The organism is Geothrix sp. (assembly GCF_049292215.1).
GTDB lineage: Bacteria > Acidobacteriota > Holophagae > Holophagales > Holophagaceae > Geothrix.
On the sequence record NZ_JBATQW010000029.1, the window covers coordinates 24335 to 43144 of the forward strand.

20 protein-coding genes are annotated in these 18810 nt (G+C 66.1%); 14 read left to right on the forward strand and 6 right to left on the reverse strand.

The window, feature by feature from the left end:
* From WAS25_RS05245 to WAS25_RS05270, 6 genes are all read left to right on the forward strand, one after another.
* Complete coding sequence (locus WAS25_RS05245) at window positions 1-870, forward strand: branched-chain amino acid ABC transporter permease (protein ID WP_291199678.1); 870 nt, start codon at window positions 1-3, stop codon at window positions 868-870.
* A gap of 10 nt (window positions 871-880) precedes the next feature.
* Window positions 881-1930 carry a branched-chain amino acid ABC transporter permease gene (locus tag WAS25_RS05250; protein WP_422310464.1) on the forward strand — a complete coding sequence of 350 codons (1050 nt, stop codon included), beginning with the start codon at window positions 881-883 and terminating at the stop codon, window positions 1928-1930.
* Window positions 1930-2649 carry an ABC transporter ATP-binding protein gene (locus tag WAS25_RS05255; RefSeq protein ID WP_422310465.1) on the forward strand — a complete coding sequence of 240 codons (720 nt, stop codon included), beginning with the start codon at window positions 1930-1932 and terminating at the stop codon, window positions 2647-2649. The genes WAS25_RS05250 and WAS25_RS05255 overlap by 1 nt, the downstream gene beginning before the upstream one ends.
* Window positions 2642-3346: an ABC transporter ATP-binding protein gene (locus WAS25_RS05260; RefSeq protein WP_422310466.1), complete on the forward strand. Its 705-nt coding sequence runs from the start codon at window positions 2642-2644 to the stop codon at window positions 3344-3346. The genes WAS25_RS05255 and WAS25_RS05260 overlap by 8 nt, the downstream gene beginning before the upstream one ends.
* A gap of 10 nt (window positions 3347-3356) precedes the next feature.
* Window positions 3357-3779: a CBS domain-containing protein gene (locus tag WAS25_RS05265; protein ID WP_422310467.1), complete on the forward strand. Its 423-nt coding sequence runs from the start codon at window positions 3357-3359 to the stop codon at window positions 3777-3779.
* Window positions 3780-3855: 76 nt separating this feature from the next.
* On the forward strand, window positions 3856-5142 hold the full coding sequence (locus tag WAS25_RS05270) for an MFS transporter (RefSeq protein ID WP_422310468.1): 1287 nt from the start codon (window positions 3856-3858) through the stop codon (window positions 5140-5142).
* Window positions 5143-5146: 4 nt separating this feature from the next.
* Here the strand turns inward: WAS25_RS05270 and WAS25_RS05275 are convergent, their stop codons facing one another.
* From WAS25_RS05275 to WAS25_RS05285, 3 genes are all read right to left on the reverse strand, one after another.
* Window positions 5147-7315, reverse strand: a complete 2169-nt coding sequence (locus WAS25_RS05275; protein WP_422310469.1) for a DPP IV N-terminal domain-containing protein — start codon at window positions 7313-7315, stop codon at window positions 5147-5149.
* 78 nt (window positions 7316-7393) lie between these two features.
* Entirely contained in the window at window positions 7394-8704 is a 1311-nt protein-coding gene (gene pepQ / locus WAS25_RS05280) for a Xaa-Pro dipeptidase (protein ID WP_422310470.1), read from the reverse strand.
* Between the two features lie 29 nt (window positions 8705-8733).
* Window positions 8734-9543: a menaquinone biosynthetic enzyme MqnA/MqnD family protein gene (locus tag WAS25_RS05285; protein WP_422310471.1), complete on the reverse strand. Its 810-nt coding sequence runs from the start codon at window positions 9541-9543 to the stop codon at window positions 8734-8736.
* A 25-nt stretch (window positions 9544-9568) separates the two neighbouring features.
* On the opposite strand from WAS25_RS05285, the gene WAS25_RS05290 reads away from it, so the two are divergent.
* The 4 genes from WAS25_RS05290 (at window position 9569) to WAS25_RS05305 (ending at window position 12599) form a co-directional block, all read left to right on the forward strand.
* The gene (locus WAS25_RS05290) at window positions 9569-10039 is read left to right on the forward strand and encodes a methylated-DNA--[protein]-cysteine S-methyltransferase (RefSeq protein ID WP_422310472.1); all 471 of its coding nucleotides are present in this window, start codon (window positions 9569-9571) and stop codon (window positions 10037-10039) included.
* A 72-nt stretch (window positions 10040-10111) separates the two neighbouring features.
* Window positions 10112-10624, forward strand: coding sequence for a methylated-DNA--[protein]-cysteine S-methyltransferase (locus WAS25_RS05295; RefSeq protein WP_422310473.1), 513 nt, complete (start codon window positions 10112-10114; stop codon window positions 10622-10624).
* A 59-nt stretch (window positions 10625-10683) separates the two neighbouring features.
* The gene (locus WAS25_RS05300; RefSeq protein WP_422310474.1) at window positions 10684-12099 is read left to right on the forward strand and encodes an Ada metal-binding domain-containing protein; all 1416 of its coding nucleotides are present in this window, start codon (window positions 10684-10686) and stop codon (window positions 12097-12099) included.
* Complete coding sequence (locus WAS25_RS05305; RefSeq protein ID WP_422310475.1) at window positions 12096-12599, forward strand: methylated-DNA--[protein]-cysteine S-methyltransferase; 504 nt, start codon at window positions 12096-12098, stop codon at window positions 12597-12599. Before WAS25_RS05300 ends, WAS25_RS05305 begins: the two co-directional genes overlap by 4 nt.
* On the opposite strand, the gene speD is transcribed toward WAS25_RS05305, so the two are convergent.
* Complete coding sequence (speD, locus tag WAS25_RS05310; protein ID WP_422310476.1) at window positions 12589-12948, reverse strand: adenosylmethionine decarboxylase; 360 nt, start codon at window positions 12946-12948, stop codon at window positions 12589-12591. The genes WAS25_RS05305 and speD overlap by 11 nt on opposite strands.
* Window positions 12945-14240 carry a class I SAM-dependent RNA methyltransferase gene (locus WAS25_RS05315; RefSeq protein WP_422310477.1) on the reverse strand — a complete coding sequence of 432 codons (1296 nt, stop codon included), beginning with the start codon at window positions 14238-14240 and terminating at the stop codon, window positions 12945-12947. The genes speD and WAS25_RS05315 overlap by 4 nt, the downstream gene beginning before the upstream one ends.
* Between WAS25_RS05315 and WAS25_RS05320 the strand changes: the two genes are divergently transcribed.
* The 4 genes from WAS25_RS05320 to era are packed head-to-tail and all read left to right on the forward strand — an operon-like array spanning window position 14221 to window position 18139.
* On the forward strand, window positions 14221-15933 hold the full coding sequence (locus tag WAS25_RS05320; protein ID WP_422310478.1) for an HD-GYP domain-containing protein: 1713 nt from the start codon (window positions 14221-14223) through the stop codon (window positions 15931-15933). The two genes, WAS25_RS05315 and WAS25_RS05320, sit on opposite strands and share 20 nt — an antisense overlap.
* A gap of 49 nt (window positions 15934-15982) precedes the next feature.
* A complete protein-coding gene (gene fabZ / locus WAS25_RS05325; protein WP_422310479.1) occupies window positions 15983-16453 on the forward strand; it encodes a 3-hydroxyacyl-ACP dehydratase FabZ in 471 nt (156 codons plus the stop codon).
* On the forward strand, window positions 16450-17235 hold the full coding sequence (gene lpxA / locus WAS25_RS05330; protein ID WP_422310480.1) for an acyl-ACP--UDP-N-acetylglucosamine O-acyltransferase: 786 nt from the start codon (window positions 16450-16452) through the stop codon (window positions 17233-17235). The genes fabZ and lpxA overlap by 4 nt, the downstream gene beginning before the upstream one ends.
* Complete coding sequence (gene era, locus WAS25_RS05335; protein WP_422310481.1) at window positions 17228-18139, forward strand: GTPase Era; 912 nt, start codon at window positions 17228-17230, stop codon at window positions 18137-18139. The genes lpxA and era overlap by 8 nt, the downstream gene beginning before the upstream one ends.
* Here era and WAS25_RS05340 read toward each other — a convergent pair.
* Window positions 18136-18804 (reverse strand): carbonic anhydrase, encoded by a 669-nt coding sequence (locus WAS25_RS05340; RefSeq protein WP_422310482.1) that lies wholly within the window; start codon window positions 18802-18804, stop codon window positions 18136-18138. The two genes, era and WAS25_RS05340, sit on opposite strands and share 4 nt — an antisense overlap.
* Window positions 18805-18810 lie beyond the last annotated feature (6 nt).

The following is an 18810-nucleotide window of genomic DNA, read 5'->3' on the forward strand; positions in this document are numbered from 1 at the left end:
ATGGCTGTCTTCATGCAATCTCTTATCAGCGGCATCCTGATCGGCGGGGTGTACGCGCTCATCGGCATCGGCCTCACGCTCATCTTCGGCGTGATGCGGGTCATCAACTTCGCCCACGGCGACATCCTGATGGTCGGGATGTACCTCACCTACATCATCTTCACGATGCTGGGCATCGACCCCTTCGTCTCGGTGCTGATCACCTTCCCCTTGATGTTCCTGTTCGGGGGCTTCCTCCAGAAGGTGTTCATCAACCGGGTGCTGAACGCCTTGGCGCAGAACCAGATCCTGCTCACCATCGGCCTCGGGCTCATCATGAGCAACACCGTCATGCTGATCTTTACTTCCGACTACAAGATCCTCACCACGACCTACTCCTCCTCCACGATCCAGGTGGGCGGCGGTGTCTCGGTGTCCACGCCCCTGCTGATCTCCTTCCTGATCACCTCGGCCATCACGGCGGCGCTTTACTGGTTCCTGCTGAAGACCGACACGGGACAGGCCATCCGCGCCACGGCCCAGGACCGGGACGCCGCCCAGCTCATGGGCATCAACGTGAAGCGGATGTCCATCATCGCGTTTGGCCTCGGCTCTGCCCTAGCCGGCACGGCAGGCGCGCTGATCTCGCCGACCTACTACATCTTTCCCCAGGTGGGCGGCGTCTTCACCCTGAAGGCCTTCGTCATCACCGTGCTGGGCGGCATGGGCAGCGTGGTAGGTGCCACGCTGGGCGGCATCCTGATCGGCGTCACCGAATCCATGAGTGCGGTCTACATCTCGTCCGGGTGGAAGGACGTGATCGTCTTCGTGCTCTTCCTGCTGGTGCTCCTCTTCAAGCCCTCGGGCCTGATGGGCAAGTCGCGGACCTGAGGAGATCACGATGAACAAGACCATCCTCAAGGCCACCCTCCTGCTCGCGGTCCTCGGCGGCCTCCTGGCCATTCCGAAGTTCGTGGACAGCCCCTACGCCCTCCACATGATGATCCTGCTGTTCATGAGCGTGATGATGGGGCAGAGCTGGAACATCCTCGGCGGCTATGCCGGACAGCATTCCGTCGGCCACGCGGCCTACTTCGGCGTGGGCGCCTACACCACCATGATGCTCATGCACACCAAGCAGATCGCCCCCTGGTACGGGGTATGGGCCGGCATTGCCCTGGTGGTCGTGGTGGCTCTGATCATCGGCAGCATCTGCTTCCGCTTGCGGGGCCCCTACTTCGTCCTGGCCTCCATCGCCGTGGCGGAGATCCTCCGCCTGTCCGCCATCAACCTGACCACCCTGACCAACGGTGCCGAGGGCATCCTGGCCACGGAACTGCCGGCGTTCAAGATCGGCGGGACCATCATCACGGACTTCGCCACCAAGGTGCCGTTCTACTACATCGGGCTCTTCCTGGTCGCGCTCACCATCGCCGTCACCTACCTGGTCCAGCACTCCAAGTTGGGCTACTTCTTCCAGGCCATCCGGGAAGACCAGGACGCGGCCCACTCGCTGGGCATCTCCATCTCACTCTACAAGAACATCGCGCTCGTAATCTCGGCGGTGCTCACCTCGCTGGCCGGCAGCTTCTATGGCATCTATGTGGGCTTCGTGGATCCGCCGACCGTGCTGGGCCTGGATGTGTCAGTCCAGATCATGCTCATCTGCATCATCGGCGGCATGGGAACCCTGTGGGGTCCGGTGCTCGGCTCGCTGGTGCTGGTACCGCTCTCCGAGGCCCTGCGCAGCAACATGATCACCGAGGCGCTCGTGAAAGTCGGCATGGTGAACGCGGAATCGAAAATCGGGATCTTCCTGAAAGAGAACCTGTCCCACGCCCATGTGCTGCTCTACGGCATCCTCGTGGTGGTCGTGATCCTCTTCATGCCGGACGGGCTCATGGGATTCATAAAGAAACTGGCCAAGCGCCGGAAGCAGGAGGCAGTCTGATGGCCATCCTGGAGATCAAGAACGTCAGCAAGTTCTTCGGCGGCCTGGCTGCCAACTCAGACGTGTCCTTCTCAGTGGAAGAGGGCATGATCATGGGCCTCATCGGACCCAACGGCGCCGGGAAGACCACCCTGTTCAACTGCATCACCGGGTACTACCCGCCCTCAAAGGGCGAGATCCTCTTCGATGGCCGGCGCATGAATGGGCTGGATCCGGACAAGGTCTGCATGCTGGGCATGGTCCGAACCTGGCAGAAGGTGCGGCCCTTGGCCAAGCTCTCCGTGGTGGACAACGTCATGGTGGGTGCCCTGGCGCGCACCTCGTCCTTGAAGGTCGCCCGAGAACTGGCCATGGAGCAGATCAAGGTGGTCCGCATGGAGCACCGGGCAGATTTCATCGCGGGGGGGTTGCCCATCGGCGAGCGCAAGAAGCTGGAAGTGGCTCGGGCCCTGGCCACCCAGCCCAAGCTGCTGCTGCTGGACGAAGTGATGGGCGGCCTGAATCCGGCCGAAAGCGAGGAGATCATCCAACTCATCCTCGACATCAAAAAGCGGGGTCTCACGCAGATGGTCATCGAGCACGACATGAAGGCCATCATGCGCATCTCCGACCGGATCGTCGTCTTGACCTCGGGCGAGAAGCTCACGGAGGGCTCTCCGCAGGAAGTCGTCAGCAACCCCGACGTGATCAGCGCCTACCTGGGTGAAGCCCATGCTTAAGATCGAAAAGCTCAATTTCGCCTACGGCGACCTCAAGGTGCTCTGGGACGTGGACCTGGAAGTGAACCAGGGCGAGATCGTCACCGTCGTCGGCGCCAACGGCGCCGGCAAGTCCACCACGCTGAAGAACATCTCCCGCCTGGTCAAGCCCACCTCGGGCACCATCACCTTCGACGGCAAGGACATGGCCAAGATGCAGTCGCATCACGTGGTCGAGGCCGGGCTGGTCCAGGTGCCTGAAGGTCGGCGCATCTTTCCAGAGATGACGGTGATGGAGAACCTCCGCATGGGCTCCTACGTCAAGGCCACCCGGGCCGACCGCCAGAAGAACATCGACTGGGTGTTCGACCTGTTCCCCAGGCTCAAGGAACGGGAGAAGCAGCTGGGCGGCACCATGTCAGGTGGCGAGCAGCAGATGCTTGCCATCGCCCGGGGCCTCATGGCCAACCCCAAGATCCTGCTGCTGGACGAGCCTTCCCTCGGTCTTTCCCCACTGCTGGTGAAGAACATCTTCGACATCATCACTGGCATCAACAAGGAGGGGGTTACCATTCTCCTGGTGGAACAGAACGTCTACCAGTCCCTCCGCATCTCCCACCGGGCCTACGTCATGGAAACCGGCCGGGTCGTGCTCACCGGGAAAGGTGACGAACTGCTCAACAACGATCATATTAAGAAGGCCTTCCTGGGCATGTGAGGAGAAGACGATGACGTCCGTCGAAAAGTGGATGACCAAGAACCCCGTCACAATCGAGCAGGATGCCTCGATCATCGAAGCCATCCACCTCATGAAGGAGAAGGGCGTTCGGCGTCTGCCCGTCATGGCCAAGGGCAGGTTCACGGGTCTGATCACGGAGCGGATGATCAAGGACTACACCCCGGGCAAGGCGACTTCCCTGGATACCTGGGAAGTGCATTACCTGCTCTCCAAGACCCCGGTGAAGGACCTGATGAACCCCGCGCCGCGCACGATCACCCCTGAGGAGGACCTCGCCACCGCGGCCCAGGCCATCCTGGACCACAAGCTGTATGGCCTCTGCGTGGTGGACGGCCAGGGCGACCTCGTGGGCATCATGTCCGTCGGCGACATGCTCCGGGCGGTCGTGGAGTTTGCCAAGACCGACAAGTAAGCGCCGTCAACGGAATGGGTTGACCCTGGCTCGGGTTCCCCGGGAAGATCGAAGTGCATCTTCCTCTGGAGGTACCTTGAGCCTGGCTCAGCGTGTGCGCGACATCCGCGTGGGATTCGAGCGGCCCTTCTGGGTGGCGAACATCAGCGAGCTGTTCGAGCGCCTCTCCTACTACGCGGCCTTCGCGTCCCTGGCGCGCTACCTGAACGAGTCGCTTGGCTTTCCGACCCAGGATGCCAGCAGCCTGGCCGGTCTGTTCGGCGGCCTGGTCTGGTTCCTGGCGGCCTTCGGGGGCGCGATCACGGACCGCCTCGGGTTCCGCCGGGCGCTCTCCCTGGCGTACCTGATCCTCAGCTGTTCCTACTTCCTTCTGGGGTCGCTTGGATCCTCGTGGATGGTGCCGATCCGTGGCATGGTGCCCCTCGGCGTCCTGGTGGCCTTCCTGTTGATGCTGCCGGCCCTGGGTATCGCGCTGGTGAAGCCGGCCGTGGTCGGGACTACGGCGCGGGCGTCGAATGAAAACGTCCGCTCAATTGGGTATTCGATCTACTACACGCTGGTGAACATCGGCGGCGCGGCCGGCCCCTTCGTTGCGTCCTACGTCCACCGGCACATGAGCGTCGAGAATGTTTTCCGTGTGGCCGCACTCAGCGTGTTCGTGATGTTCTTCGCGGTGCTGCTGATGTTCAAAGAGCCGCGGAAAGAAGGGGATGCACCACCGCCCTCCCTGGTGGAAACCGGGAGGAACTTCGTCACCGTGATCTCGAACCCGAAGTTCATGCTGTTCCTGTTGATCTTCACGGGTTACTGGGTGGTGTACTGGCAGGAGTTCATCACGCTGCCCCTGTACGTCGCGAAGTACATCGATCCCAAGGCGGACACGGAGCTTCTGCTGATGACCGGGCCGCTGGCGGTGATCGCGCTGACGGTGCTGATCAATCTGGCCACCCAGAGGATCGCCTCCGTAAAGGCCGTCACCCTGGGGACCCTCATGTCCTCCCTGGCCTGGATCGTGCTGATCTTCATGCCCACCGTGACCGGCGTGATTATCACGCTCGTCTGCGTCGCGCTAGGTGAGATCGTGCAGTCCCCGCGCTACTACGAGTACATCTCGCGCCTAGCCCCCCCCGGGCAGCAGGGCACCTACATGGGCTTCGCGTTCCTTCCGATCGGCCTCGGTTCGCTGATCGGCGGCTGGTTCGGCGGAAAGCTTATGCACCACTTTGGCGAGGTGAAGCACCAGCCGACGGGAATGCTCTGGACGATCATCGGGGTGGGGGTGCTCACGGCCGCGCTGCTGTGGGTGTACGACCGCATGCTGCCCGCGAAGGCGGACGAGGCGGCCCCGCTCAAGGCGGACTGAGGGCCTATAGGTATCTGGAGATGAAGTCCCAGCGTGCGCGGACGAGGTCCCAGTTCTGCCAGGGCTTGCCGAAGGCGCTCACATGGTCGGCGCCGGGGTAGAGGCGCAGGTCGAAGTCCTTGCCGGCCTTCTGCAATGCATCCACTAGCATCACGGTGTTCTGGGGATGCACGTTGTCGTCCAGGGTGCCGTGCAGGATCAGCAACCGCCCCGAGAGGTCCTTGGCGGCCTTCAGTACCGAGCTGGCCTCATAGCCGGCCTTGTTATCGGCGGGGAGGCCCATGTAGCGCTCGGTGTAGATGCTGTCGTAGAGGCTCCAGTCCACTACGGGGGCGCCGGCGATGCCCAGCTTCCAGCCCTTGCTGTGGGTGAGGGCGAAGGCGGCCATGAAGCCGCCGTAGCTCCAGCCGTCCAGGCAGATTCGGTCCATGTCCGCCCAGCCCTGGGCCTTCAGCCAGGCATGGCCGTCCAGCAGGTCCTGCAGCTCCTGGACGCCCAGGTTCCGGTGGACGCCATAGGCGCTGGCCAGGCCCTTGGCCGAGGCGCTGCGGTTGTCGCAGATCCAGGTGGCGATGCCCTGCTGGGCCAGGAACTGGAACCAGAGCATGTCCCGGCTCCAGGCGTTGCGCACGGTGGGGGCCGCAGGGCCGCTGTAGGTGTGCTGGAAGACCGGGTATTTCTTGGACGGATCGAAGTCCACGGGGAGCACGAGCAGGGTCTCCATGGGGAAGCCGTCCCGGGTCTTCACCTGCTGGAAGCGGACCGCACCCAGTTTCAGCGCCTTCAGGTTCTCGCTGGGGTTGGCGTCGATGAGGCGCACCTGCTTCCCGTTGGCATCATGCAGCGACAGCCGCGCTGGGGTGTGGATGTCGCTCCAGGTGTCCAGGAAGGCGGTCCGGGTGGCATTGAAGCGCACCCGGTGCGTGCCGGGCTGGTCCGTCAGCCGGGTCAGGTCCCTGCCATCCAGGCCGATGCGGTAGGCGTCGAGGCCGATGGGGCTGCGCTCGGTGGCGTCGAAGTAGAGCTGGCGGCCCTTGGCATCCACGCCATGGACCTTCTTGACGTCCCAGTCGCCCCCAGTGACCGCGCCGAGCAGACGCCCGCCCTGGTCGTAGCGGTAGACGTGGTGATGGCCAGTCCGCTCGGATTCCCAAAGGAAGGTGCCATCGGGGAGGAAGTGGGGTAGGGGGAGGCGCTCCTGCCAGGCCCTGCGCTCCTCCCGGATCAGCACCGTGGACGCAGTGCCTTCGTAGCGGCGGAGATCCAGCCAGGACTGCACCCGGTCCTGGTAGGTGGCGAACAGTCGTCCCGCCGGGTCCCAGCCCACCTGCACGATGAGGGTTTCCTGCCCCGCGTAGGGATCCTCCAGCCAGGCGGTGCTCCCTTCCAGATCCACCACGCCGAGGCGGGCTGTGGGGTTGTGATCGCCGGCCTTGGGATAGCGGGCCTTCACGAGCTGCTGGGGCTGGGTGCGATCATCCACGAGGGTGAAGACCGGGACCTTGGTCTCGTCCAGGCTCAGGAAGGCCAGCCGCTTCGAGTCCGGCGACCACCAGTAGGCCCGGAAGCTGCCACGGCCATAGACCTCCTCCTGGTACACCCAGTCCAGTCGGCCGTTGAAGACGGTCTCGCTGCCCCCGGTGGTCAGCCGGGTCTCCTTGGCCGAGGCCACGTCCACGCGGTAGAGGTCGTTTCCGCGCAGGTAGGCCACCTGGGTGCCGTCGGGGCTGAAGGTGGGCTCGTCGGGCTTGCGGCCTGCGAGCCGCCTGGCGGTGGTGGCCTTCACATCCACATGGAAGAGCGTCTCAGCGATGGAGATCAGAAAGGCGCTGCGGCCCTCGTTCCAGGTGAGGCTCCCCCGCCCCAGGGCCTTCCGGGCCTCCGCCTCGGAGACTCCCGCGGCCACCAGGGCGGCCTGGAGCGGAGCCGCTTCGATCAGTGGCCTGGATTCCCAGGTTGTGGGGTCCACGCGGAGGAGGGCCACCTGATCGCCATCCCGCCGGGTTTGCATCAGGCTGCCATCGGCAAGCCACTCCAGCCGGGTGCTGGGCGTCCCCACGTAGGTCTTCTTGAGGGTGGGGTGGGCGATGGACTCGAGGGTGAGGCGCTCCGTCCCCTGGCCCAGCAGGCATGGCACAAGGAACAGGCAGGTCAGGCTGGCGCGGAAGGTCATGTCGCACTCCGAAGGGGACCTTATATCGATCGCATACTGAGGCTTCTTCGAGCCTCGGGCAGATGGCTCTAAGCCAGCTTAGAGCGGCAGATGTGGCCGGGTGAGGTTCCGATGCCCATCGGCGGTCACCAGCAGGTTGTCCTCGATCCGGATGCCGCCGCAGGGTGTGAGCTCATCGATGAGGGTCCAGTCGAACTTGGCCTTGTGCTCGTTCTCCCGGAAGGGCCGGAGCAGCATGGGGATGAAGTAGAGACCCGGCTCCACCGTGAAGACCTGGTCCGCGTCGATGGTGCGGGTGGTACGCAGCGTGGGGTGCTGAGGCGGGGGCGGGGCCGGCGTTCCGTCCGGCGTGCCCTGGCGGCCGGCCACGTCGTGCACCTGGATCCCAAGGTGGTGGCCCAGGCCGTGGGGGAAGAAGGGGCGGCTGAGGCCCTTCTCGACGGCCTCCTCGGGCGTGGCGTGGAGGATGCCGCTCTCCTTCAGCAGGCCCGCGATGAGCAGGTGACCTTGGTGGTGGAGGTCGCCGTAGGGCAGCTTCGGCTTCACCAGATCGCAGAGCTGTAGCTCGATCTTCTCCATGCCCGCGACGAGGGCCGAGAAGCGGCTATCGCAATGCGGCGCGGCCACGGTGCGGGTGATGTCGGCGGCGTAGCCGCGCACCTGGGCGCCGGCATCGATGAGCAGGACCGCGCCGTTCCCCACCTTGCGCTTGCCCTCGTAGTGCAGGATGGCGCCCTTCTCGTTGAGGGCCACGATGCTCCCGTAGGGCATCTCATGGTCCACGATGCCCACCGCCTGCACGTAGGCGTGGTGGATCTCAAGCTCGCTGGCTCCCGCCAGGAAGGCGGCCCGGGCGGCGTCGTGGCCCCTGGCGGCCATGACCGTGGCTTCCTCGATGCATTGGACCTCGTAGGCCGATTTCGTGGTGCGGTGCCAGTCGAGGTGGGCCGTCAGCGGGGCGGGGTTAAGCTCCAAACATGCCGCCTCGGCCCGGTCTACCTCGGGGCCGATGTAGGCGGCGTGGCTCAGAGTGCCCAGCAGGCTCCAGACCTCGTCTAAGTTGCCGGCCTCCTCGATCTCGAACTCCGAGGCCCAGAAGGGGTTCCCCAGGGGTGCCTGCTCGTACCAGAAGTCCTCGGGGGCGAAGCGGATCAGTCTGGGTCGGTGGCCAGGGCGGATCACGAGAACGTGGTGGGGCCCAGCCACCTGGCACCAGTGGGCGAAGTGGGGCGTGGGGTGGAACGGGGCTTCCTGGTCATCGGCGAAGTGGGTGTAGGCCTTGCCACTGGAGATGACCAGGGCCTCGAAGCCGGTCTGGGCCAGGGCATCGGCCGTGGTCCGCTGGCGCTCGGCGATGTGGGCTGGAAAGAGGGTCGCAGGGTCGGTCATGGGAGCTTCCAGGTGGAGGGTTCGGGGCATCAGAGGAACTGCAGGGGCTTGAGGCCAGGAGCGAAGCCGTGGCGAACAGCCTTCTCGAAGAATAGGGCCAAACTCTCCCGCTCGGCCTCACCCAGGGTGTAGCTGATGTTCTCGGTCAGGTACTCGTGCAGCTCGATCTTGGTCCAGCCGATGGTGCGCCGGGCCTCCTCGACGATGGCCGGCAGCTGGGCCAGGCCGATCTCTAGGCTCTTGTGGAAGAAGGGGGCCACGCCGCCAGGTAAGGGCAGCTCGGGGGCGTCCTTCCGGACGAGCCACAGGGCGAAGACGAAGGGCAGGCCGGTCCAGGCATGCCATTCCTCCGCCAGATCCAGGACGAACAGGCCCTGCTTGGGCGCCCGCATGGCGGCATCGCCGATCATCAGGGCCGCGTCATTGGCCTCCAGCATGGCGGGCAGGTCGGGTCCCATATCCACCGCCACGGGCGTCACACCGTAGCGCTCCCGCAGGAGCAGCTGGGCCAGGACCACGCTGGTGCGACTGGTGGTGTCCAGGGCAAGGCTGCGGATCTGCTCAGGCGGCACCTTGGAGAGGATCATCACGCTCCGCACGCGCTTCGGTGAGGCGATGCAGAGCCCGGGCACGATGCGTAGGTCCGGGATCCTCAGGTACTCGATGGAGCTCACGATGCCCGCATCGACCTCGCCAGCCCGCAGCCGGTCGGCGCAGGCGGAGGGGTAGTGGAACTTCAAGTGGAAGTGTTCCCAGCCAAGTCCGTGCTTGAAGCCATGGTTCAGGGGGGCGGCATTGAGGTAGTCGATGATGGACAGGCGGAAGGGAGAAGCAACCATACCCTCAGTATGCGATGATTCCGGCATGATCCTCTGGCACTACGAGTTGAACACTCCGATGGGGCCGATGCGGGCCACCTTCGATGGCCGGGGACGGCTCCTTGAGCTGGTGCTGGAAGGGTTCGACCCCCGCAAGACCAGCCCGCTTCCGCCCAGGGAGCAGCGGGAGGCCAAGCGGTTCCTCGATCGGCAGGTGGAGGCCTACCTGGCCGGCACCCTCCGCACCTTCACGGTGCCCCTCGACCCCCAGGGCCGGCCCTCCCATCAGCGGATCTGGGACACCGTGCGCACCATCCCCTACGGCCAGACCCGGCAGCCCTCGGATTTCGCCGCTTGGCTGGGGCTCGATGAGGAGGTGGTTGTGATGGCCTGCGCCAGCAACCCCATCGCGCTCCTGATCCCCGCCCACCGGGTGATCCTGCCGGGCGAGGGGCCCCTGCCCAAGGCACTCCGGGACCTCGAATCCGGCCTGGGTTGGCGCAAACCCGGGAGCTGATCATCACTCCCGATTTGCGGTCGGGGCTAGCTCACCATCCCAAAAAACCGTGATTCCGACATACTTGGTTCCATGCCTGGTGTCTTCCATCCCATTGTCTCGCCCGTCGGGGATCTGGGAGCCGTCTTCGATGATGAAGGAAAGCTGGTCCAGCTCATCCGGTTCCATGGCGCCCCGCCCCCTGCCACCGTGGATCCGGCACCGAAGTGCCTCCCCTTCCTGAAGCGCCAGCTGGAGTCGTATTTCTCCGGCAACCTGCGGGACTTCAACATCCCCATCCACGTGGAGGGCACCGACTTCCAGCGACGCGTCTGGAAGGAACTCCTGAGGATCCCCTATGGCCAGGCGATCTCGTACCTGGAGCTGGCCCGGCGACTCGGGGACGAAAAGTGCATCCGCGCCGCGGCCCGGGCCAATGGGGCGAACCCCATCTCCATCCTGATCCCCTGCCATCGCGTCATCGGGTCGGACGGTTCCCTCGTGGGCTACGGGGGCGGATTGGACATGAAGGAATTCCTCCTCCGCCTCGAAGGCGTGCTGCCAAAGGCCCCCCCCCAGCCGAGGCTTCCACTGGTCTGGGACTGAAAAAATTCCAACGCCGTCCAGCGGAGGACGACCCTGGTCTGAGCCCGTAGCATGAAGCCATGCGCTGGTCGGATGAGCACCTCTACGAACGGATCCTGGCGAAGGACGCGTCCTTCAACGGCCGGGTCCTGACGGGGGTCCTCACCACCGGGATCTACTGCCTGCCCTCCTGCCCCGCCCGGAAACCCCTGGCCAGCAACGTGCGGTTCTTCCGGGACGAACCCGCCGCCCAGGCCGCGGGTCTCCGTCCCTGCAAGCGCTGCCGCCCCGATGCCTTCTACCGGGGCGAGGATGCGGACCTAGCCCGGCTGGAGTCGGTCCTGGCGCAGGCGGTGGCGGATCCGGCCGCCTTTCCCGAGGTCGAGGCCCTGGCCGAGGCGGCCGGTATGGGCGTCACGAAGCTGAAGGACCTGTTCCGCGACCATGTCCACCTCCAGCCCGCGGCGTTTCTCCAGCGCGTGCGGATCCAATGGGCCTGTGACCGGCTCGCGGCGGGGCAGTGCGATCTGACGGATCTGGCCATGGATTCTGGCTACGAAAGCGCCTCGGGATTCCACGAGGCCTTCCGGCGGCAGACGGGGATGAGTCCCGGCGCCTACCGCACAATGCTGGGTTCGGACCACTTCACCTTGGCCATGCCGGCAGGCCTGCGGGTGCAGGATGTGCTGGCCTTCCACGGACGCGATGGCCAGAGCGTCTCCGAGCGCGTGGTGGGACATCGTCTGCACAAGGCCTTCCTCTGCGAAGGCCGGCCTTCAGTGCTCAGCATCACCTTTCTAGAGGAGGCCGTGGAGGTGTCCTTGCAGGGGGCGGCAGGTCCCGCCGCAGTGGCCACGGCCCACGGGGCGACCCTGCGTCTGCTGGGCTGGCAGGGGGATCCTTCGGCGTTTGAATCGGCCCATCCGCGATTGGCGCGGGGCCGCGAGGGGCTGCGAGTGCTGCTCACGCTGGACCCTTTCGAAGCCCTGGTGTGGGCGATCCTGGGGCAGCAGGTGAACCTGGCCTTCGCCTACGCCCTGCGGCGCGACCTGATCCGGTTGGTGGACCTCCATGTTGGAGATAGCCTCTTCGCCCATCCTGATGCGGCCAGGATCGCCGCATTGGCGGTCGAGGATCTGCTGGCCCTGCGGTTCTCCCGCCGCAAGGCCGAGTATCTCCTTCATGCCGCCGCCGAGGTGGCCTCAGGCCGGCTGCTCATAGAAGGGCGCACCACGGCCACCGGCGTGGCCCGCGACCTGCTCGCCCTGCGGGGCTGTGGACCCTGGACCGCCCAGTACGTGCTGATGCGGGGCCTGGGCTTCCGTGATTGCCTGCCCGTGGGGGACACAGGACTTACCCTGGCGCTGCAGCGCTGGTTCCAGCTCGAGGCGCGGCCGGGCCCGGCAGAAACCCAGTCGCTCATGGCCCATTTCGCCCCCCATCGCAGTCTCGCCACCTTCCACCTTTGGTCCAGCTTGAAAGGAACTCCCGCATGAACGACATCCACTTGATTGATACCTCCCTTGGCCCCGTGCAGGCGGCCTTCGACGCCGAGGGCTCCGTGATCTACCTGGGCTTCGCCGACCATGAATTTCGGGAGACCCTGCTGGCGAAGGTGGCCCGGCTGGGCCCCGCATCCCGACCGGATGCCGCTGTGGTGGGGCGCCTACGGAAGCAGTTGGAGGCCTATTCGGTGGGTGGTCGCAAGACCTTTGACGTTCCCTTCCGCCTCCATGGCAGCCCCTTCGAACAGCGTGTGTGGGCAGGCCTCCAGCGCATCCCCTTCGGTGAGACCCGCAGCTACGGCCAGCTGGCAGCCGAGCTGGGCGATCCAAACCTCAGTCGTGCCGTGGGCCGGGCCAACGGCGCCAATCCCGTGTCCATCCTGGTGCCCTGCCATCGGGTGATCGGCGCCAACGGCACCCTCACGGGCTACGCTGGGGGCCTGCCCATGAAGGCGCGGCTGCTGCGGTTGGAGGGGGCGCTCAGAGACTGATGGTGCGCAGGGGACCGCGTTCCAGGGCCAGGCGGGTCTCACAGGTGGCGGCGAAGGCAGCTTTCAAGACGGCCAGCCCCCGGTCCATGTCCACCGCGCCGCAGCTGAAGAAATCCACGGCGGCGAACCCGTGCTCGGGCCAGGTGTGGATGGCCAGGTGGCTCTCCGCGATGATCACGGCGCCGCTCACGCCATGGGGGCTGAAGTGGTGGAAGCTGTGGGTGACGATAGTGGCGCCCGAGGCCCGGGCGGCCTCCAGCATCGCCGCGGTCACGCCGTCCAGGTCCGCCAGGGCTGCGGGTTCGCAGCCCGTGAATTCCACCAGCAGGTGGCGACCCAGGGCCGTCATGGGCGCTTCGTCATCAGGGCCACGCACTCCACGAGGCTGGTGAGGGGGAAAAGGTCGAGCACAGCCAGCTGATCGAGGCGCCAGGCCCCGGACAGGCGCTTCACGTCGCGGCAGAAGGCCGCGCCGTCGCAGCCCACCAACACCAGGGTGCCGGCGCCCGCGGTGGCGAGGCGGTCGCAGAGGGTCGCTTCGAGCCCCGCCCGCGGCGGGTCCAGGAGGATCACGTCCTCCGGAGCGCCCAGGCCTTCGGGCACCCAGGCCGCCACGTCCGCCACGAGGCATTCGGCTGAAAGCCCCGCGGCCTCCAGGTTGCGCCGGGCCCAGGTCACGGCCGCATCTCCGGATTCCACCAGGATGCGATGGCTGAAGCGGTGGCCCAGCAGGGCGGAGAAGAGGCCGACGCCACCGTAGAGGTCGTACAGGGTCTGCCCCTTCACGTCCCAGGACTCCAGCAGACCGCCGAAGGCCTCCGCGGCCCAGGGTGGACTCACCTGGAAGAAGGCACCGGGCTCGAGCTGCAAGGTGGCTTCACCCAGGAGGTGGCGGATGGGCTCGGCGTTGCGGTGCCAGCCGTCGGGCTCCAGGATCCAGGTGCGTCCCCGCTCGTCGGTGGCCCACACGGTGTCGGCAGGGGTTCCCGTGGCCAGCTCCCAGCGTCCGGGGCGGGCCGGCAGGGCGCGGCCATCCAGGGCGGCCAGCAGCCGAGGAATCGCATGTGACAGGGGCTCGGCCGCGGCGGGGCATTCCGTGACCGGGACCAGGGCATGGCTGTGCCGCTTGAAATAGCCCAGCTCCGCGCCGTCCCAGTGTAGCTGGATGCGATGGCGGCGGGCCGTGTCTGGGGCGGGGTGCCAGGTCCAGGGCACGCCCTCCCCCACCTGGCGGCGCAGCAGGTCGGCGACCATCTGGCGCTTCAGGTCGGCGGTGTGGCGGCCCGCCTCCCACAGCTCGCAGCCGCCGCAGGATACCGCGACGGGGCAGGCGGCCTGGGCCCGGCGGGGATCCCGGGTGACCCAGTTGGTGATGCGGCCTTCGCCGTGCCGGGCCTTCCAGATGACCTCAGCCTCGACCACCTCGCCAGGGAACAGGGCCAGAGGGGCCTCCAGCAGCAGGAGGCGACCATCCTCGGAGCGGCCCACGCCCATGCCACCCCAGGCCAGCCGTTCGATGGGACCACGCCAGGCTTCCTTGCGAGATGGGGAATTCCGATATGCTGGCGGCACCTTCTTCGTCCCAGAGCCTGCATCGACCTTTCTGGAGCCTGATTCCGCCTTGCGCTTCACCGTCGCCATCCCCCCAGAGCACCGTAACACCCTCCTGGACCGCGTTGCCGGGGAGATGCGCGGGGCCCTGGTGTTCGTGGACGCAGCCCCGGCGGACGTGCTGCTCGGCCTTCCCGGGGAGGGCCAGTTTGCCAGCTGCGCGGCCTGGCCCGGGGCCGAGGCGGCCCTGGCCCTCGTGAAGGCAGGCTGGGAGCGGGCCAAGGACCGGCAGTCGATGGAACGGCTCCACGAGGTGGGTCGGGCCCTGGTCTCGGAGCAGAACCTGGATCGGCTGCTGGACCTGATCCTGACCAAGGCCCGGGAGCTGCTCAAGGCCGAGGCCGGCTCCATCTACCTCCTGTCCGGGGAGGGGGAACGGCGGGAGCTACTCTTCGCCCACACCCAGAACGCCCGGGTGAAGCTCCCCTTCCACCGCATTGTCATGCCGGTCTCCGACCGGACCCTGGCGGGCTTCGTGGCGCTGACCCGCGAGAGCCTGAACCTCCGGGACGTCTACCAGATTCCGGAGGCAGCGCCCTACCGTTTCAACGACAGTTTCGACCGGCAGGCGGGCTACCGCACCGCCTCGGTATTGGTGGTTCCCATGCTGGATACCGAGGGTCAGGTGCTGGGCATCCTCCAATTGCTGAACCGCCTGGACGACGAATCCGGGGGCGCCGGAACCTTCTCCTCTGAAGACCAGAACCTGGCCCAGAGCCTGGCCGGCCAGGCCGCGGTGGCCGTGAAGAACGCCCAGTTGCGCCTGGAGATCGAGCAACTCTTCGAGGGCTTCGTGGCGGCTTCGGTAACAGCCATCGAGGCCCGGGACCCGGTGACCAGCGGCCACTCGGGCCGGGTGGCGGACCTGACCGTGGGTCTGGCCGAGGCCGTCAACGCCACGCCCAACGGGACCTACGGTGAGCTGCTGTTCACCGACCGCCAGCTCCGGGAGATCCGCTACGCCAGCCTGCTGCATGATTTCGGCAAGGTGGGCGTCCGCGAGCAGGTGCTGGTGAAGGCCAAGAAGTTGGATCCCAGCCAGCTGGAGATCATCCTCCAGCGCCTTCGGCAGCGGGAGGTCGAGGAGGCCCTGGACCTGCTGGCGCAGGCCTGGCAGGGTGGCCACCCTTTCGATGCCTCCCGCTGGGAGCAGGCCATCCACGACCGGCAGGTCGAGACCGAGCGGCTCATGCACCTCATTCGGCAGAGCAACGAACCCACGGTCATGGCCCAGGAGGTGGCCGAGGGCTTGGGCCTCCTGGAGACCCTCACCTTCACCCACTGGAGCGGTGAGCGCCGGGAGGTGGTCGAGCCGGAGTCCATGACCAGCCTGCGGATCCGTCGGGGGAGCCTGTCCGAGGCCGAGCGGCTCGAGATCGAGAGCCACGTCACCCACACCTTCCGGTTCCTGGAGCGCATCCCCTGGACGAAGGACTTGGCGGGCGTGCCGGAGATCGCCTATGCCCACCACGAGCGCCTGAGCGGCCGGGGCTACCCCCGTCAGCTCGGGGCCGCCGGGATCCCGGTCCAGAGCAAGGCCATGGCCATCGCCGATGTGTTCGACGCCCTGACCGCCCGGGACCGGCCCTACAAGGGTGCCGTGCCCCTGGAGCGCAGCCTGGCCATCCTGGACGAGGAGGCCCGCGAGGGGGCGCTCGACCGGCCCCTGCTGGACTTGTTCATCGAGGCCAAAGTGTTTGAACGGACTGTGCCTCGGGGCTAAGGCTGGAGGCAGGAGGCTGGAGACGGTAGGCTAGAGGATTGGAGTGTCCATGTCTGAACGCGAACCACGTACGATCGATCTGCAGGGGATCATGGACCTGCTGCCCCACCGCTATCCGATCCTCCTGGTGGACCGGATCCTGGACTTCGAACCCAAGGAGTGGATCCGTGGCCTGAAGAACGTCAGCTTCAACGAGGCGGTCTTCCAGGGGCACTTCCCCAGCCGGCCGGTATTCCCGGGCGTCTACATCGTGGAGGCCATGGCGCAGACCGGGGGCTGCCTCCTGATGAGGGAATTCGAGGACCGCGCCCGCAAGGTGATCTACTTCATGGGCATCGATGGCGTGAGGTTCCGAAAGCCGGTCCTGCCCGGCGATCAGCTGGTCATGGAAGTGAAGGTGATCCAGTTCAAGGGCCGCATCTGCAAGATGCGGGGCGAAGCCTTTGTGGACGGCCAGAAGGTCGCCGAGGCCGAATTCATGTCCATGCTGATGGACCTGGCGGAGGGAGAGGGACAATGAGCGCACAGATCCACCCGAGCAGCGTGGTGAGCCCGGAGGCCCGGCTGGGCGAGGGGGTCGTCGTGGGCCCCTTCTGTCTCATCGAGGGTAATGCCGTCATTGGAGCCCGCACCCTTTTGCGAAGCCACGTCGTCATCGGCCCCCACACCGAGCTCGGCGAGGACAATGACATCTACTCCCACGCCACTCTGGGCATGGGCCCCCAGGATCTGAAGTTCAAGGGGGCCCCCACGCGCCTGCAGATCGGCCATCGCAACGTGATCCGGGAGGGCTGCACCCTCCACCGGGGCACCGAGCATGGAGGCGGGCTGACCACCCTCGGCGATGAGAACTTCCTGATGACGGGTTCCCACATCGCCCACGACTGCCGCGTGGGCAACAAGAACATCTTCGCGAACTGCGCCACACTGGCAGGGCATGTGGAAGTCGGTGACGGCTGCAACATCGGCGCCTTCTCGGCGGTGCACCAGTTCTGCCGGGTGGGCCACCATGCCTTCATGGGCGGCTTCACCGTGGCCACCCAGGACGTGCTGCCCTTCATGAAGACCGTGGGGGCCCGCGACACCAAGAGCTACGGCGTGAACAACATCGGTCTGCAGCGGAAGGGGTTCGCACCCGACGTGATCGAGGGGCTGAAGCGGGCCCACCGCCTGCTCTTCCACGCCGGCCTCCTGCGGGACGAGGCGATGAGCCAGGTGGAAAAGGAAGTTGGCCACATTGCCGAGGTCGCCTACCTGCTGACCTTCATCCGAGAGGCCAAGCGGGGCGTGCATCGTGGCTGATAAGCGCCACGCGACCCTCGCCATCATCGGCCTCCCCAACGCCGGCAAGTCCACCCTTCTGAACGCCCTGCTGGGCCAGAAGCTGGCGGCCACAAGCCAGATCCCCCAGACCACCCGGACCCGCGTCCTGGGGGTGGTGGATCGCGGCGATGTGCAGCTGGCCTTCCTGGACACGCCGGGCATCCACCTGCCCAAGCACGCCCTGAACGAACGGATGATGGGCCACGTGGAGCAGGCCCTCGAGGAGGCGGACCTTCTGCTATGGGTGGTGGATGCGGATGACTACCTGGGCACGGGCGAGCATGCCCTCGCCAAGCGCCTGCGCAAGCTGGGCCGACCCACCTACCTGCTGCTCAACAAGATCGACCTCCTGTCGAAGGGGCGGCTCCTCGAGAAGATCGCCACCTACAAGGACCTGCTCCCCTTCGTTGAGATCATCCCCATCGGCGCCAAGATGGGCCTGAATCTGGATCCCCTCTGGACCATCCTGGAGCGCGATGCGGCCCAGCCCGGCTGGGTCCATGACGAGGAGGTCTTCACGGACCAGACCGAGCGCTCCCTGGCCTCGGAGTTCATCCGTGAGAAGGTGCTCCGCAAGACCCGCGAGGAAGTGCCCCACGGTGTGGCCGTGCTCATCGAGCAGTGGCTGGAGCCGGGGCACGAGGAGTATCCCGAGGACCTGGGTCCCGAGGGCGTCCTCATCGCGGCCCAGATCCTGGTGGACCGCGATGGCCACCGCAAGATCCTGCTGGGCAGCGGGGGCGAGATGATCAAGGACATCCGCCAGAGCGCCCAGCGCGAGCTGAAGAAGCTCCTCCAACGCCCCGTGCGCCTGGAGCTCTTCGTGAAGGTGGACGAGGGCTGGCGGGACCGGCCGGAACGGCTGGACCGGCTTTCGATCTAAATAGAAAGATCCGTCGCCCGGTGTTCCTCGGCCAGCGGGGCTAGACCGTCCGTGCCGGTGACGGAGACGTACTGTCCCCGCTCGGGATCGAAGGCGAAGACCTCGCCGGACTCGATCTTGTAATACCAGGCGTGCAGATGCAGCATGCCGTTGGCCATGGCCTTGGCCACGGAGGGGTGCTTCCGCAGGTTGTCCAGTTGGACGAGGACATTCTCCTCCACCGTGGCATGGAGCAGCTCTTCGCCCTTGAGGTGCCCGTAGCTCTCCCACATGATCCGCTCGGTGGCTCGGGCGTGGGCCAGCCAGGCCTTGGTGGCAGGCAGCTCGCTGACGGTCTCGGGTTCCATTAGGGCCTTCATGGCGCCGCAGTTGGAGTGGCCGCAGATGATGATGTCCTTCACCTGGAGGCTGGCCACCGCGAACTCGATGCCGGCGGCCATGCCGCCCATGCTTTCATAGGGCGGGATCAGGTTGCCGACGTTCCGGAGAATGAAGAGCTCCCCCGGCTGCGTCTGCGTGATCAGATTCGGGCTGATGCGCGAGTCCGAGCAGGTGATGAACAGTGTCTCGGGGGTCTGATCCTGGTCCAGACGCTCAAACAGCTCTTTGTGCGAGCTGAAGATCTGGGTCTGGAAGTGGTGGATGCCTTGGACGAGCTTCTGCATCCGAGG

Coding starts and splice junctions, on each gene's coding strand:
- WAS25_RS05245 (WP_291199678.1), top strand. CDS start 1: ATGGCTGTCTTCATGCAATCTCTTATCAGCGGCATCCTGATCGGCGGG.
- WAS25_RS05250 (WP_422310464.1), top strand. CDS start 881: ATGAACAAGACCATCCTCAAGGCCACCCTCCTGCTCGCGGTCCTCGGC.
- WAS25_RS05255 (WP_422310465.1), top strand. CDS start 1,930: ATGGCCATCCTGGAGATCAAGAACGTCAGCAAGTTCTTCGGCGGCCTG.
- WAS25_RS05260 (WP_422310466.1), top strand. CDS start 2,642: ATGCTTAAGATCGAAAAGCTCAATTTCGCCTACGGCGACCTCAAGGTG.
- WAS25_RS05265 (WP_422310467.1), top strand. CDS start 3,357: ATGACGTCCGTCGAAAAGTGGATGACCAAGAACCCCGTCACAATCGAG.
- WAS25_RS05275 (WP_422310469.1), bottom strand. CDS start 7,315: ATGACCTTCCGCGCCAGCCTGACCTGCCTGTTCCTTGTGCCATGCCTG.
- pepQ (WP_422310470.1), bottom strand. CDS start 8,704: ATGACCGACCCTGCGACCCTCTTTCCAGCCCACATCGCCGAGCGCCAG.
- WAS25_RS05285 (WP_422310471.1), bottom strand. CDS start 9,543: ATGGTTGCTTCTCCCTTCCGCCTGTCCATCATCGACTACCTCAATGCC.
- WAS25_RS05290 (WP_422310472.1), top strand. CDS start 9,569: ATGATCCTCTGGCACTACGAGTTGAACACTCCGATGGGGCCGATGCGG.
- WAS25_RS05295 (WP_422310473.1), top strand. CDS start 10,112: ATGCCTGGTGTCTTCCATCCCATTGTCTCGCCCGTCGGGGATCTGGGA.
- WAS25_RS05300 (WP_422310474.1), top strand. CDS start 10,684: ATGCGCTGGTCGGATGAGCACCTCTACGAACGGATCCTGGCGAAGGAC.
- WAS25_RS05305 (WP_422310475.1), top strand. CDS start 12,096: ATGAACGACATCCACTTGATTGATACCTCCCTTGGCCCCGTGCAGGCG.
- speD (WP_422310476.1), bottom strand. CDS start 12,948: ATGACGGCCCTGGGTCGCCACCTGCTGGTGGAATTCACGGGCTGCGAA.
- WAS25_RS05315 (WP_422310477.1), bottom strand. CDS start 14,240: ATGGCGACGGTGAAGCGCAAGGCGGAATCAGGCTCCAGAAAGGTCGAT.
- fabZ (WP_422310479.1), top strand. CDS start 15,983: ATGTCTGAACGCGAACCACGTACGATCGATCTGCAGGGGATCATGGAC.
- lpxA (WP_422310480.1), top strand. CDS start 16,450: ATGAGCGCACAGATCCACCCGAGCAGCGTGGTGAGCCCGGAGGCCCGG.
- WAS25_RS05340 (WP_422310482.1), bottom strand. CDS start 18,804: ATGCAGAAGCTCGTCCAAGGCATCCACCACTTCCAGACCCAGATCTTC.